Genomic DNA, 13,981 nt, shown 5'->3' on the forward strand with positions numbered 1-13,981 from the left:
GGATAGCACATCGATCTGGACATCGCTCCCGGATGAACTTGTCCTGCTGGAGTCAGCAGGCCGGGGCCGGTTGCCAAGGCCGGATTGTACGACTAGCTTTGCCGAAGCTACGCCCAAACGGTCTCTGGCCGCGCCTTCATGCCCAAATTCCTCCGCATCGGTGTCCATCAGTCGAACGTTTCCGGATACACCTCGAAGGCGTGGTGCGTCAGGCGGGTCGGCTCGGCGGTCTTCCTGAAATGGGGCGCGGTGGAGGTGCATGGCACCGGAGCGGCGCGCAAGGTCTATTGGTCGCGTCTGCCGCAGGAGAAGACCGTTCGTTGCGGCACCGCGCAGCGCGCGCAGGACTACACCAAAGCCGCGATCGCGCGGCGCCGCAGCCATCGCTATGAGCCGCTGACCGGCACGATCGCGAACCGGCGGCCGTCGGCCGCACGTGGGGCCGAGCTCAAGCAGGCGCTCGCCACCATCCTGATCGTCGACATCGTCGGCTCCACCGCGAAGGCGGCCAAGCTCGGCGATGCGCGCTGGACCAAGGTCATGGGCCATTACTACGCGGCGGTGCGCAAGGAGCTGAAGACGTGCGGCGGCAAGGAGGTCGTGACCACTGGCGACGGCGTGCTGGCAACCTTCAAGAAGCCCGCCGCCGGCATCGCCTGCGCCACCGCGGTCCAGAAAGCCGTGCGCACGCTCGGCCTCGAAATCCGCGTGGGCCTGCACGTCGGCGAATACACCATCAGCGGCGGCGAGATGGTGGGCCTCGCCTTCCACATCGGCACCCGCATTGCCGCGAAAGCGCGCGCCGGCGAGGTGCTGGTGTCGAGTGCGGTGAAGGAGCTGATGACGGCGCAGGCGGCGATCGCACTGCGGGATCACGGCGTGCACCGGCTGAAGGGCGTCCCGGAGCGGTGGCGGCTGTGGCGGGTGGAGGGGTGACGGAGCTGGACAGCCCTTGCGAGGCTGCGCCCGGATGGAAGGCTCCGGCTATTCAAGCTTCCAAACAAGCGTTTCGCGCCGTTTCGGCCCGAATTGAGCCGATCGCAGGATGCGGTCGGTCAACGGAAGTCCCGCGATTTTCTGTTCCATGCCATGTCGGAACCGGAGCCCGCCGTTCGTCTTGAATCCAAGTCGCCTCGAACCGGAGTTCTGCGTACATGGCCCCGCGCGCCAATTGGAAAGGCTTCCTGAGACTGTCCCTCGTCACCTGTCCCGTGGCGCTCTATCCCGCGACGTCCGAGAGCGAGAAGATCTCGTTCAACCAGCTCAACCGGCAGACCGGCCACCGCATCAAATACGTGAAGGTGGACGCGGAGACCGGCGACGAGGTGCCGAACGAGGACATCGTCAAGGGCTATGAGCTCGAGAAGGGCCAGTACATCGAGGTCTCGAAGGAAGAGCTCGAGGAGATCGCGCTGGAATCGACGCGCACGATCGAGATCGACGAATTCGTCGACAAATCGGACATCGACCCGCGCTACCTGATCCGCCCCTATTACATCCGCCCCGACGGCAAGGTCGGCCACGATGCCTTCGCGGTGATCCGCGAGACCATCCGCGAGATGGACAAGGTCGCGATCGGGCGCGTGGTGCTGACCAACCGCGAGCACATCGTCGCGCTGGAGCCGATGGACAAGGGCCTCGTCGGCACGCTCCTGCGCTACCCCTACGAGGTGCGCAGCGAGCAGGAATATTTCGACGACATCCAGGACGTGAAAGTCACCAAGGACATGCTCGATCTCGCCCGGCACATCGTCAACCAGAAGGCCGGACGCTTCGCGCCCGAGAAATTCGAGGACCATTACGAGACCGCGCTGATCGAGCTGATCAACGAGAAGCGCGCCGGCAAGGTGATCCGGCCGAAGGAGCGGCCGAAGGGCGAGAACGTCGTCGACCTCATGGAGGCGCTGCGCCGCAGCGTCGGCAAGGACGCCGGGAAGCAGGCCGCGCCCGCGAAGGCGGACAAGCCGGCGAAGAAGCCGAGGAAGGCGGCGGCCGGCCAGAAGGAGATGCTGATGCCGATCGCGGGCAAGAAGGCGGCCGCCAAGGAGACGTCCGCGAAGAAGCAGGCCTCAGGGGCGCGGCGGAAATCCGCATGAAGCACGCGAAGCGCCTTGCAGCAGGCCTCAAAGGCCCTCGTCAGGACACTCCGGACAGGTATCGCCGATCGAATCGAGGACATCGTTGATCTCCGCGATCGCCTCATCGGCCGAGACGCCGTCCGGCGGATCCTGGCGCGCACGCTCGACCGCGCGTTTCCGAGCGTGCGGGTCGGCGCGATCCTTGGCCCAGCCGTGCTCCTCGCATTCGCAGATCGCGCCGGCCTCGTGCAGCACGTGGATGGCCCAGCCGCGCAGGGTGCGGATCGCCGGTCGTCTTTCCCTGGTCATCAGCATGCGAGGCCGCTCCTGCGGGACGAATCCGTCCGCCCACCCACTCGTTCCTCGCGGTTAGCACGGGTCAGGGATTCCCAAACGGCAGGACTCGGCTTGTCCACCTGTTCCGGCAGACTGTGGAGAACGCGAGGTATTGGCGCGGGGTCTGCACGCGTTGCAAGCACGCGGCCGATACAGGCAAGTTTCCTCCTGAGGAACCTGGTGCTGAGAGGCGGCTTATGTCGTCACCGGTTTCGGAGGAAAAGCCCATGGCCATTGATGCGTTTGCCGGCACCACGCCGGTGTTTCTCCCTGAGCAGTTCTTCGTCGGCCGCCTTGAAGGATGGGCGGTGGTCGAGAGCCTCGTCGGCGGGCTTCTGAAGCGCGCGTCGATCGCGGCTCATGGCGAACTGGACGCGGACACCGACACCGTCGTCCTGACCGAAACCTACACCTTCGATGACGGCCACAGCGACACGCTGCGCTGGACGATCCACAAGCTGGGCGAGGGTCAATACACCGGCCATGAGAACCGCCTCGAAGGCGAAGCCACCGGCGAGCAAGCGGGTTGTGCCTTCCATTGGACGTATACGCGCGACACGCCCCAAGACGATGGAAAGTCGTTCAAGCTGAACTTCGATGATTGGTTCTATGCGATCGATGACCGCGCCTGCATCGTGCGCGGATCCGCCGGGCGTGCGGGCATCCCGTTCGCGACGGCGCATGTGACGTATCGCAAGCTATAGGTTTGGCGCGATGGTGACAGTATACTCTGTACATCCTTGTGTGGAATGCGCGTCACTCTGCATTTCGAATGCCACCACGCAACGGCTCAGGTGCTCAACGCCTGTTTAACGCCAAGCTGATGGTGGCATCACACGAATGATCGGCGTTAGCTCACGATTGGTCCAGCCGCAGCTTCCTCCAAACCGGCACGAGCCTGGATAGCGAGGCTTCGTTCTGCAGCCTGCGAGTCGAAGTATTCCTCAATCGAATAAACCTTGCCCCATCGCAACTTGAAGACGTGGACGCCCCTGTTCACATACGAGCTTTGGCCGTCAAGTAGCCTCGCGTTGGCCCGCCACTTGACGAACACTGTGGTGTTCCATGGCCAACCCGTCACCTCGACCTGTTCAATATCTATGTGCAGCTTCGGGAAAACACGGCCCATGCGCTCGAACCACTGCTTCACCGATTGCTTTCCATGTCGCTCACCCCCCAACGCATGATCTCCGGCAACCCAGTGATACGCGTTTGGCGTTAGGCCTTTTGCAGCATCATCCCAACGTTGGTTGTTGACATGATCGAAGCTCCTGCGGATCTCTTTTTTGACAATTTGACTGTAGACCATTGATGCCTCCAGTTGTTTGGACGGCCCTGCAAGACGGATGGATACTTTCCAGACACTGAAGAGTTGCTCCGGGTAAGGACGGCGATCTGTCGGGACAGCTGGCTGACGGCCGGCCCCACACGCGGCAGCGGCGGAATAGTCAGAGCCAGCGGCGAACCTTGGCCTTGTAGCGGCGGTAGTCGTCGCCGAACTTCGCTTCGAGATAGCGCTCCTCGCGGGCGATTACCTGCGTCTGGATCGCGATCAGCACCAACGGCAGCAAGGCGAAGGCGATCGGCCCGTCGAAGCTGATCGCAAGGCCGGCATAGATAAGCGCCATGCCGAGATACATGGGATTGCGGGTCCACCGATAAGGGCCGGTCGTTGCGATGAGGGTCGTTGGCTGCGACGGCGGAACGTTGGTGCCCAGCCGCCGGAACAGCCCCGCCGCCGCAAGCATCATCGCCGCGCCGGCAACGAACAGCAGCGCGCCCGCCGCGACCAGCAACCGCCAGTCGATGCCGAAAGAGCGCTGGGTGACGAACCGCTCCGCCGCCAGCCCCAACAGCAGCGCTCCCAGATAGACGAAGGGCGGAGGGAAGCGCACACCCGCGCTGTCTCGTTCGACGGCCATGCTCATCCTGCATCTGTGCTCTCAAACCACCATCGACTGCTGGGCAAAGATACCCGCCATCGCGCCGTGCGATGATGCCAGGGTGACCGATGGCGGCGTGATGGGGTTGGCGAGGTCGCCGGCGGCGTAGATGCCGTGCATGCTGGTTTCGCGGCGCTCGTCGACCTTGAGGATGATGCCGAGGGGTGTTTTGACCGTGGCGAGGCCCAGTGATTCATGCAGGCTTGCGGACGGCTTGTTGCGCGGATGCGCGAACAGGATGTCGACTGCGACATTGGGGCCGGAATCGAGCTTGACGGTGGCGTTATGGGCCCCGCGTTGGGCGATCCCGGTGATCCGGCCATCGACGACGGGTATGTTGCGTCGCGCCAGATCGGCCCGGATATCGGGCGGAATATCGTGACCATCGGCGAAGAGCGTCAACCTGTCGGTCCAATCGCGGAATAGCCTGACCTGATTGTGCGACTGCGGGCCGGACCAGACGAGGCCCCAATGCTGGCCGGCGACTTCAAAGCCGTCGCAATACGGGCAGGGCACGATCGACGTGCCCCAGCCTTCGGCAAAGCCCGGAACATCAGGCATCTGGTCGGTGATGCCATAGCTCAGGATCAGGCGTCGCGCCCGAAAGCTTTCGCCACCGGACGTGAGGACGGAGAAATTGTCGATGGCGCCGGAGACGCTGTCGGCCCGGGCATTGACCAGCCTGATCGTGGGATAACGCGCCAGCTGCTGCCGCGCCTCGGCCAGGATATCCAGCGGCGGCTTGTGATCGTGGCCGAGCAGGCCATGCGAGTGGTGGGCAAAGCGGTTTCGCGGCAGGCCGGTGTCGAGAACGGTGACCTTGCGCCGCGCACGGCCGAGCTGGAGGGCGCCGGCGAGACCGGCAAAGCTGCCGCCGATGATGATGACGTCATCCATGGGGATAAGCTCCGTTGGAGGACAGGTCGAGACCTACCCATTGGCTTGGACATTTTGGACACTGCGTGGTATCGTAATTCAAGAATTAGGATACTGTCAAGGACTGTAATTTGGTGACCGAAAATCGCCAGCGCCGGCGCGGCCGGCCCGCCAACGAGGCGCTTGGCCAGACGATCGTCGACGCCGCGCGCGAACTCTTTTTGGAATTGGGGTTTCAAGCGACGACATTGGACCAGGTCGCCCGGCGCGCGAAGATATCCAAGCTTAGCATCTACAGGCACTTCGAGAACAAGGAGGCGCTGTTCGGCGCGGCCATCGCGGCCGGCTGCCAGCTCTTGTTTGCACCACAGGCCCTGCATGAGGACGACGATGGTTCGGTCGAAGATCAGCTCATGGCGGTGGGATCATTGCTGCTTCGCACGCTGCTCAGACCGGACGTCCGCAGTGTCGAAGCCATGGTCATGGCCGACAAGACCAATCAAACGTTGCTAAGCAAGCTCCATTTCGAAGCCGGCCCCGCCCATGTCATCGGCCAGATCGAGGCCCTGTTGCGTCAGTTGCACGCGAAGGCGCTTCTGAACGTGCCCGATCCTCACCGGTCCGCCCGCTTGTTTGCCGCGCTTTTCAAAGGATCCGATCTCGTGATGATCGCGCGCTTCGATCAGGCGAGAGCAGAGAACGACAAGGAAATCGAATCCTATTGCCGGTCGGCCGTCGCAATGTTCATCGCCGGGCACGGTGGCAGGGACGACGCGGTATCACGGTGACAATGCACCTAATTCAGGACTTCGGACCCGCGAAAGCCGGAGTTAATTGTGCGCACTGTCACCGTAATCCCAGGCTGGTGACGCGGGCTGCAGCCATGCCTGCGCGCCCTTCTTTCTCAAGCTTAACATTTTTGAATCGCGAACGCACGGAAGCAAAGTACGGTGGCCATTTCCCGTGAGGGGATCTTCTGGCGCTGATTGATCCAGGGCGGGGGCGGGGGCGTGAATTTCCAGGTTACGGTTTTGAAGATCCTGGTGAGCTATCCGGACGGCTTTGCCGTCATGGAAGACCTCAAGCGCGACATGGCCATCCTGGCGACCAGTGGCCGCGATTGGGCCGACCGGACGAGGCGTCTCGCCAGCCGGGTGCCGGACCTCGACATCTTTTCACAGGGGCTTGTCGAGCGCATCAGCGGTGGCTGGAGACTGACGTCCAAGGGGCGAGACATATTGGAGTTCATGGAAGCCCGCCCAGCACCGAGCGAGCCCAGCCTGACGTCCCTGGTCAATGAGACGTCCCAGCCGGTATTCGAGATTGCTCCGCTGCCGCAGCCAGCTGAGCGGGCCAAGCCGCGGCGCGAGCGCCGAGAGCGCCGCCGCGAAGCCCGCGAACGGGCGAGGGCGAACGCCTCCTGAACCGGGATTGAGGTCGGCGGCGAACTCGCTGTACATCGCCGCGCTCGAAGGGCGCCAAGTCGGCGGAGACGCGGCGGGGAGGGGTGTTAACCACCCCATCCCTCGTACGGATTATGACCTGGTTCTGGTTGGTCATCATAGTGCGGGGTCGGTTGATGGCGGGCCGGCCGTGCCGGTGAATAGGCCCAGGCCCCAGCGGTCCCAGTCGTCAAAACACGAGAATGCGCTGTCGCATGATGCCGATGGACCTGATGCCGATGGACTTGGCCTGCCACCGCGGCGCTGACGGGTGCACACAGGATTATCAAAAGGCTCAAAACGACACCCGATCGCATGGTAGTTTCTCCGATAGATCTACGATGAGGAGTTAGATGAGTCTCGGTCTACGCCCTCGCAATCGGCCACGCCTGCAAGACTGGTAACGTCCTCGGCATCCCGCGCCGGTCGGCGGTCGAATTCGTGCGAATCTGCAAACCTCGCACTCGGCTTCATGCTGGCCGTTGCGTCACGGTTTGGAGTCCTTCGTCGCCGGGGTGCGTCACGCAATGGTGAGCACACCGATTTGCCATTCGCGCAGGCGTGATTGTTCACCCACGTGTTTTTCCCGAGCGCATCCCCACCTAATGTTCAACCAAGAAATTCGAAGGAAACGCATTTCAACAGAGCAGCCGGTCGAGGCAGCGCGAATGCTCCGCACGAAAGCAACAGCCGTTCGGAGCACGACCATGACTGGATTCAGGACCTTTGTTATTGCAGCGATGATGTCGATTGGCGCGATAAGCTCTGCAAGCGCCCAGTGCCCGTTGTGGGCGATTCAAGATCCAAATTCGTTTCAGGCGCAATATCCCGATCGGGATGTGTTGAACGACTGCGAATTGACGCCAGCAGGCAGAATGGGCCTGGAACGCCCTGGCGGCGCGGCTCCCGTGTTTGGGGCCAACAGGGCTTATGAGACAACGCCTGGCGTTGCCCAGCACCACGGCTTTCGCCACCGATCGCGGTGAGTATCTGAAAATGGATCCGGATGGTCGGATTGCGGCGGAGAAACCGTAGCGCGCCAAGTCGAATCGCCAAGTCGAATGATCAGAAAATCAATCCGCTCGATTAAGTCATTGATTTCGCGTCCGTCGCCAAAAGATCGCGAGTCGGAAAAACAAGGAAGTGCGAGTCGTTTCAGGTCACTTCCAAAGATTTGCGAGTCGAATGGGTGATGACGCCGGATCTTGGGTTGGATGCCGCGATTTGTTGTCCAGATGTCGTGGTCTTGTGGAGCTTGGTGCTGCGAGCGCGGCCCGCAATGAACAACCTGCTCGAGGAAAAACCGTCGGGGCCAGCACAAGTCGTCTGAAGCGGTGGAGCGCTATCGAGAGATCGATGTGCGATCGTCGAGCGCCGCGCCGGTCGAGGCTTAGCCGCCACCGCCAAAACCACCGCCGTGGCCACCGCCACCACCGCCGCCATGTGCATTGGCCGCGCCGACGGCGAGCGTCGAGGCGAGTGCTGCTGTCGCCAGAATAATGATTGCACGTTTCATGGATGACTCCTCTTGTTGCGCTGTCCGGCCATGTTCCGCGCGAGGTTGCCGATGGCCGGGTCAGTGATGAGGGAGAGGTAGGTCCGGTACGAGGCGATCCAACTGAATTCGATGTCAGATGTCAGGCAAGCCGCTCGCGAAGAGCGTCTCGCGGATCGGCGCGACGCACGCGTAGGAGCGGGCCGACCAGCGCAGTCCGCTCCTTGTTATTGCACAATGCGGCGAAGCTACAGGGCAGGCTGCGTCACCCAATCAGTACTGTGCCCGGCTCGCACGGTACGTTGTTGCCGGTCCACGGCGCGGTAACAAAGGCGCCGACGCGCGGCGCCGGAACGCAGGCCCGCTCGCCCGGATAATGGAACGGCGTGGTCGCCGCGACTGTGTCGGCGGCCACGTCGGGCCGTCTTCCAGATGACCCAGGCCGTGGTGCCACATATGAAGGAGCGCAAATACGGGCGGATCGTCAACATCGCCTCGCTCGCCGCTCGAGCGGGCGGTCCGGGACAGTCCCACTACGCTGCATCGAAGTCGGCCGTGGTCGGCTTCACCCGGGTGTCGTCCATGGAGTTCGGCGGCTACGGCATCACGGTCAATGCCGTATGCCCGGGCATCATCGTGACTGAGATGGGGATGAACAATCTCCGCGATCCCGAGCGTGTCGCCTATTTCGAGAAGGTCACGGACCTGCACCGGCTCGGGCAGCCGGAGGACGTCGTCGGGCCCGTTGCGTTCTTTGCGTCTGACGATTCTGCTTTGTGACCGGCCAAGCCCTCAACGTCGACGGAGCATCTTCTACAGCTAGCAACGGGGTCGATCCGCTCTAGCTAACCTATTGCGGCTCGATGCCGGCTGCCTTGATGATCCTTCCCCATTTGCCGATCTCAGCCTTGAGAAAGGCTTCAAGGGCTTCCGGCGTCGCGCGTTCGGGTTCAACCGGGGACATGCTGAGCTCACCAAACCGATTGATCAGGGCGGGATCCTTCAACGCGGTCTGCAGCGCGCCGACGAGTTGGTCGACGACGGGCTTCGGCGTGCCGCGCGGGGCGTAGAGGCCATACCACGTCGTCACGTCGAACGCGGGAAGGCCGGCCTCGGCCGAGGTCGGCACGTTCGGCAGCGTTGCAACCCGCTTCTTGCTCGTGATCGCGTAGCCCTTGATCGTGTTCGACTGAATATAAGGCGTCGGCCCGGTTGCAGGGTCGCAATAAACGTCGATGTGGCCGGCGATGACGTCGTTCAGCGCTGGGCCGCCGCCCTTGTAGTAGATCGGGGTGAGCTTGGTATCGGTGGTGCTCATGAACATCAAACCGCAGAGCTGTGAGGCCGAGCCGAGTCCGACATTGCCGAAGGTGATCTTGTCGCCGGCATTGCGGATCTGCGCGATGAGCTCGTTGAGGTCCTTGGCGGGAAAGTTCGGCCGCGCCACGAGGATCATTGGGACGTCGGTGACGAGCCCGATGGGGGCGAAATCGCCGACCGGATCGAACGGCAGCTTGGCGTAGAGGGCCGGCGCGGTGGCCTGGCCGACATGCATCAGCAGCAGCGTGTAGCCGTCGGGGGCCGCCTTGGCGACACGGTTGGTGCCGAGCGTGCCGCCGGCGCCGACGGCGTTTTCGATCACGATCGACTGCTTCAGCGTCGCACTCATCGCGCCGCCGAGGATGCGTGCGATCACGTCGCCGGGACCGCCAGCTGAGAACGGCACGATCATCGTGACCGGGCGGGTGGGGTAGTCTTCCGCAATGGCTGCGCGGCAGGGATAGAGCAGGGCAAACAGGATCAGCGATCGTACGAGATACGTCATCGAACACTCCCTGGCGGCAATGTTTTAGTCGTCGGAAGGCGCCGCCTCCTTGGCTGCCGACGATTTTTCGATCATGTCGAGCGCGGCCACCGCAGCCGCATTGATGTGGTCGACGCAGCAGCGCTCGGCGAGGTCAGCATCGCCGTTCTGGATCGCGCGCCAGATCGCGGTAACCTCGCGCAAACTCTTGTTGATCCGCTTCGGCTGCGACATCGAGGTGATCCGCAACAGCTGGATTCGGTCATGCAGCGGCTTGAGCATGCGCTCGATGAACGCGTTGCGGCAGCCACCGATCAGAGCAGCGTAAAAGTCGGTCTTGGCTTCCAGGCATCCGACGAGGTCCTGCTTGGCTGCGGCTGCCTTCAGCCGGGTCAGAGCTTCCCCGATCCGGCGAGCCACTTCCGGGTCGTGAAGCCTGGCGCATTCACGGCCGGCGAAGCCTTCGAGCACCGCGCGGGCGGCGTAGAGCTGCCGGGCCTCCTCCAGGCTGATCGTGGAGACCACAGGGCCGCGGTGAGGGACCGTATTGACCAGCCCGTCGGCCTCGAGGGCGCGTAGTGCTTCGCGGATCGAGGGGCGGCTGACGCCCATCATCTCGCAGAGCTCGCGCTCGACCAGACGCTGGCCCGGTTTCAGCGTGCCGGACATGATCGCCTCGCGCAGCTTTTGCGCCACCATCGCTCGGACGGTCGGTACGTCATCGATGCGGAGTGTCGACTGCAATTCGCGGCGTCTTTCCATGTCCGGGCCTTGGTTGGAATGATTCAATACCGGTTTACAGGCAGAATCATCATTTCGGCAATTTGAACGTGGGCGGGCTGATCCAGGGCGAACACGATCGAGCGGGCGATGTCGGCCGGCTCGAGCGCCATCCTGAACTGGTCGAAATAGTCCTTTTCCTTCTGCTTGTCGCCGCGGTAACGGGTCAGGATGATGTTGGTCCGCGTCAAGCCGGGCTGCAGCTCGGTGACCCGGATCGCAGTGTCCGCCAGCTCGCCCCGGAGAGTCTCGGTGAACATGTGCACGCCTGCCTTGCTGGTGCTGTAGGCGGCCATGTCCGGGACAATACGGACGGCGTTGATGGAGCTGATGTTGACGATATGACCGGCGTTGCGCCGGACCATGTCGGGCAGCAGCGCCCGGGTGACGCGCATCAGGCCGATCAGGTTGGTCTGGATGATGTTGGACCAGTCGTCCGCGGAGCCGACGTCGAACCGCGTCCGGCCGCCGATATCGTGGCCGGCATTGTTGATGAGGATTTCGACCGGCTTGAAATGAGCAGGAATGGCCTCCGGCAGATTATCCACGTCCCGGGAATCGCTGACGTCGAGCTGAATCGGAAACACCTTGTCGCCGACGGTGGCCGCCAGTTGCTGAAGCGCCTTGGCGTCACGATCGACCAGAACGACGCGGCGGCCGCTGTCCAGCAGCGCGTTGGTGATGGCGCGCCCCATGCCGCCGGCGGCGCCGGTCAGGACGACGGTCTGGCCCGATCCTTCAGTCATCGCAACACTCCCATTTCATGCTCTCATGCGATGGACCAGCCGCCGTCGATGGGCAGGCTGGCGCCGGTGATGTCATTTGCCGCGGTACCGCAGAGAAAGACGACCATGGCGGCGACCGCATCCATTTCGACGAAGCGCTGCGTCGGCTGCCGCTCGCCAAGATATTCGCGGGTCACGTCATCGACGGGGCGTCCGCTATTCGCGGCCATCGTCGCGATCTTGTTCAGGATCGCCGGCGTCGGCAGCGTACCCGGGCAGAGCGCGTTGCAGGTGATTCCGCTGCGGGCGGTCTCGATGGCCACCGCGCGGGTCATGCCCAGAATTGCCGCTTTGGTCGTGACGTAGTCGATGCGATCTTCGACCGCGCGGCTCGAATAGATCGAGCCGATATTGATGATCCGGCCCCAGCCGCGCTGCTTCATCGCGGGCAGCGCAAGGCGGATCAGGTGGAACGGCGCCGACAGATTAACAGCGAGCGCCTGGTCCCAGCGGTCGGGTGGAAACTGCTCGATCGTCGAGAAATGCCTGACAACGGCGTTGTTGACAAGGATGTCGATGGCTCCGCAGCGGTCGAGCAGGCCGACCATCATGCTCTCGATGTCGTCGCGCCCGGACAGATCGGCAGCGGCGGGGATGACCTCGACGCCGAAGCGGGCGCTGAGGTTGTCCGCGGGCTGCTTCGGCGCAACGAGGTCGTGCAGGACAATGTTGCAGCCCGCGCCGGCCAGGCCTTCCGCGATGGCGAGGCCAAGGCCTGCGGTCGCGCCGGTCACGAGTGCCCATTTGCCCTTCATCGCAGCCCGCGCTCCCTTATTTCTTGTCGAGCTCGGCGAAGACTTCCTTCGCGTTGCGGAACGCGTCCACGCCGGCCGGCACGCCGCAATAGATCGCGACCTGCATGAAAACCTCGCGGATCTCCTCTTTGGTCGCGCCATTGGCGAGGGCGCCGCGGACGTGGGTCTTCAGCTCGTGCGGACGGTTGAGCGCGCAGAGCATCGCCAGATTGAGGAAGCTGCGCGTCTTTCGCGTCAGCCCTTCGCGGCCCCAGACGTAACCCCAGCAATACTCGGTGGTCAGATCCTGCATCGGGCGGTTGAACTCGTCGGCTGACGCGATCGCCTTGTCGACGAACTCGCTGCCGAGCACGCTTTTGCGGATTTCGAGGCCGCGGTCGTAGGTCGCCTTGTCCATTCTGTTCTCCGTTTCGCTTTCGAGCGGTATCAGGTCTTGGGCCAGAACGGCTTCGCCAGCGCAAGCTCAGGCGGGAACACCGTCACCGGCACGCCGGATTGCCACTGCACGATGGTCATGCCGGCGCCGACGCGACGGCCTTTCTGGTCGAACTTGATCTCGCCCAGCGGGTAATATTTCGAGGGACCCGCATCCATGGTGCGCAGCGCTTCGCCGACGGCGACGCGGTCGGCCTTGCCGGCCTTCTCCAGCGCGTCCTTGATCACCCACATGTCGCCATAGGTGGAGATCGCGTTCTGCGTCATCCACGGCTCCTTGTAGCGGGTCTTCAATTCGGCGATCAGGGCTTCGTGGCCCTTTGCGCCCCAGCTCGCAACGCAGGTCAGGACTCCCTGTAGCAGTTCAGGGCTCACGGTCTGCAGCATGTCCGGCTCGGCGATGGCGATGCCGAACGAGATGGTTGGCACCTTGCCCTGGCCGAGGCCGAACTCGTTCATCTTCTCGAGCAGCAATTTTGCGTCCGAGATCACCGTCGGCAGGAAGAAGAGCAGGTCGGGTTTGGCCGAGCGAATCTTCTGAACCAGCGACGTCGCGTCCGCCAGCGGCGGCGTGAAGGTCTCGTCCACGATCGGCTGCAGCTGGTTCTCTGCCAGCAGGCCCTCGCGCATCGATTTCGCCGAGGCGATCGACGCCGCCGTGTTGTCGGTGAGGATCGCGACCGTCTTCGGCCGCTTGCCCGACGCCGTCTCGGCCAGCTTGATGATTTGCGGCAAGGCCTGACGGGCCTGTGAGCCTGCCGTGGCCGAGGTCTGGAACACGTATTTGAAGCCGCGATCCGTGATCAGGTCGGAGTAGGAGAGAGTGAGGACGGGCAAGTTGGCGCGTTCCGTGACCTCGGTGACCGCGAGCGTGAAGGATGACAGGTAGGCGCCGCTTGCTGCGACCAGGTCGCTCTCCTGCGCCACCATACGCTGGGCGGCGTTCTTGGCCTTCTCAGTGGTGTCGCCGGAATCGAGCACCACGAGCTTCAGCTTGGCGCCGCCGAGCGCCTTGACTCCGCCTTGCGCGTTGATGTGCTCGACGGCCATCTCGGCGCCCTGACGCATCACCGTGCCGGGACGGGCGTAGATACCGGAGATCGGCACCAAGAGGCCGACCTTCACCTCCGAAGGCTGCTGGGCCCAGGCGTGGGATGCGATCAGCGTGCCGGACGCGCCCGCAAGCAGTGTTCGACGGGTGATCGTGATCTTGCTCGTTGCACTCATGACAATCCTCCTCCCTGAAAATGCG

General features: G+C 63.3%; 17 protein-coding genes. 6 read left to right on the plus strand and 11 right to left on the minus strand.

Annotated elements, in window-relative coordinates; all coding sequences use genetic code 11:
* Nucleotides 1-138: 138 nt before the first annotated feature.
* Entirely contained in the window at nucleotides 139-936 is a 798-nt protein-coding gene (locus ACVWYQ_RS31930; protein WP_271538706.1) for an adenylate/guanylate cyclase domain-containing protein, read from the plus strand.
* A gap of 218 nt (nucleotides 937-1,154) precedes the next feature.
* Nucleotides 1,155-2,096: a non-homologous end joining protein Ku gene (gene ku, locus ACVWYQ_RS31935; protein WP_271538704.1), complete on the plus strand. Its 942-nt coding sequence runs from the start codon at nucleotides 1,155-1,157 to the stop codon at nucleotides 2,094-2,096.
* A 27-nt stretch (nucleotides 2,097-2,123) separates the two neighbouring features.
* Here the strand turns inward: ku and ACVWYQ_RS31940 are convergent, their stop codons facing one another.
* Nucleotides 2,124-2,393, minus strand: a complete 270-nt coding sequence (locus ACVWYQ_RS31940) for a hypothetical protein (protein ID WP_157285235.1) — start codon at nucleotides 2,391-2,393, stop codon at nucleotides 2,124-2,126.
* A gap of 248 nt (nucleotides 2,394-2,641) precedes the next feature.
* Between ACVWYQ_RS31940 and ACVWYQ_RS31945 the strand changes: the two genes are divergently transcribed.
* Complete coding sequence (locus ACVWYQ_RS31945; RefSeq protein WP_456726825.1) at nucleotides 2,642-3,118, plus strand: DUF3833 family protein; 477 nt, start codon at nucleotides 2,642-2,644, stop codon at nucleotides 3,116-3,118.
* Nucleotides 3,119-3,264: 146 nt separating this feature from the next.
* On the opposite strand, the gene ACVWYQ_RS31950 is transcribed toward ACVWYQ_RS31945, so the two are convergent.
* The 3 genes from ACVWYQ_RS31950 to ACVWYQ_RS31960 all read right to left on the minus strand — a co-directional run bounded on the left by ACVWYQ_RS31950 (nucleotide 3,265) and on the right by ACVWYQ_RS31960 (nucleotide 5,254).
* Nucleotides 3,265-3,723 carry a nuclear transport factor 2 family protein gene (locus tag ACVWYQ_RS31950; RefSeq protein WP_128262808.1) on the minus strand — a complete coding sequence of 153 codons (459 nt, stop codon included), beginning with the start codon at nucleotides 3,721-3,723 and terminating at the stop codon, nucleotides 3,265-3,267.
* A gap of 139 nt (nucleotides 3,724-3,862) precedes the next feature.
* Complete coding sequence (locus tag ACVWYQ_RS31955; RefSeq protein ID WP_456727222.1) at nucleotides 3,863-4,336, minus strand: methyltransferase family protein; 474 nt, start codon at nucleotides 4,334-4,336, stop codon at nucleotides 3,863-3,865.
* Between the two features lie 21 nt (nucleotides 4,337-4,357).
* Nucleotides 4,358-5,254, minus strand: coding sequence for an NAD(P)/FAD-dependent oxidoreductase (locus ACVWYQ_RS31960; RefSeq protein WP_271538697.1), 897 nt, complete (start codon nucleotides 5,252-5,254; stop codon nucleotides 4,358-4,360).
* 113 nt (nucleotides 5,255-5,367) lie between these two features.
* Between ACVWYQ_RS31960 and ACVWYQ_RS31965 the strand changes: the two genes are divergently transcribed.
* Complete coding sequence (locus ACVWYQ_RS31965) at nucleotides 5,368-6,021, plus strand: TetR/AcrR family transcriptional regulator (RefSeq protein WP_456726826.1); 654 nt, start codon at nucleotides 5,368-5,370, stop codon at nucleotides 6,019-6,021.
* 222 nt (nucleotides 6,022-6,243) lie between these two features.
* Nucleotides 6,244-6,657: a hypothetical protein gene (locus tag ACVWYQ_RS31970; protein ID WP_271538849.1), complete on the plus strand. Its 414-nt coding sequence runs from the start codon at nucleotides 6,244-6,246 to the stop codon at nucleotides 6,655-6,657.
* Nucleotides 6,658-8,065: 1,408 nt separating this feature from the next.
* Here ACVWYQ_RS31970 and ACVWYQ_RS31975 read toward each other — a convergent pair.
* On the minus strand, nucleotides 8,066-8,191 hold the full coding sequence (locus tag ACVWYQ_RS31975) for a hypothetical protein (protein ID WP_271538691.1): 126 nt from the start codon (nucleotides 8,189-8,191) through the stop codon (nucleotides 8,066-8,068).
* Between the two features lie 411 nt (nucleotides 8,192-8,602).
* Between ACVWYQ_RS31975 and ACVWYQ_RS31980 the strand changes: the two genes are divergently transcribed.
* The gene (locus ACVWYQ_RS31980) at nucleotides 8,603-8,950 is read left to right on the plus strand and encodes an SDR family NAD(P)-dependent oxidoreductase (protein WP_404543641.1); all 348 of its coding nucleotides are present in this window, start codon (nucleotides 8,603-8,605) and stop codon (nucleotides 8,948-8,950) included.
* Between the two features lie 70 nt (nucleotides 8,951-9,020).
* Here ACVWYQ_RS31980 and ACVWYQ_RS31985 read toward each other — a convergent pair whose 3' ends face one another.
* From ACVWYQ_RS31985 to ACVWYQ_RS32010, 6 genes are read right to left on the minus strand one after another with little or no spacing between them, the layout of a single operon-like run.
* Nucleotides 9,021-9,995, minus strand: a complete 975-nt coding sequence (locus ACVWYQ_RS31985; RefSeq protein ID WP_404543639.1) for a tripartite tricarboxylate transporter substrate-binding protein — start codon at nucleotides 9,993-9,995, stop codon at nucleotides 9,021-9,023.
* A 24-nt stretch (nucleotides 9,996-10,019) separates the two neighbouring features.
* A complete protein-coding gene (locus tag ACVWYQ_RS31990; RefSeq protein ID WP_050991723.1) occupies nucleotides 10,020-10,736 on the minus strand; it encodes a GntR family transcriptional regulator in 717 nt (238 codons plus the stop codon).
* Between the two features lie 23 nt (nucleotides 10,737-10,759).
* Nucleotides 10,760-11,500 carry an SDR family oxidoreductase gene (locus ACVWYQ_RS31995; protein ID WP_456726827.1) on the minus strand — a complete coding sequence of 247 codons (741 nt, stop codon included), beginning with the start codon at nucleotides 11,498-11,500 and terminating at the stop codon, nucleotides 10,760-10,762.
* 23 nt (nucleotides 11,501-11,523) lie between these two features.
* Nucleotides 11,524-12,294 (minus strand): SDR family oxidoreductase, encoded by a 771-nt coding sequence (locus ACVWYQ_RS32000; RefSeq protein ID WP_456726828.1) that lies wholly within the window; start codon nucleotides 12,292-12,294, stop codon nucleotides 11,524-11,526.
* A gap of 16 nt (nucleotides 12,295-12,310) precedes the next feature.
* Nucleotides 12,311-12,691: a carboxymuconolactone decarboxylase family protein gene (locus ACVWYQ_RS32005; RefSeq protein ID WP_036011548.1), complete on the minus strand. Its 381-nt coding sequence runs from the start codon at nucleotides 12,689-12,691 to the stop codon at nucleotides 12,311-12,313.
* A gap of 29 nt (nucleotides 12,692-12,720) precedes the next feature.
* Complete coding sequence (locus tag ACVWYQ_RS32010) at nucleotides 12,721-13,956, minus strand: ABC transporter substrate-binding protein (protein ID WP_275497221.1); 1,236 nt, start codon at nucleotides 13,954-13,956, stop codon at nucleotides 12,721-12,723.
* Nucleotides 13,957-13,981: the final 25 nt, after the last annotated feature.

This window comes from Bradyrhizobium sp. USDA 3397, assembly GCF_054060965.1.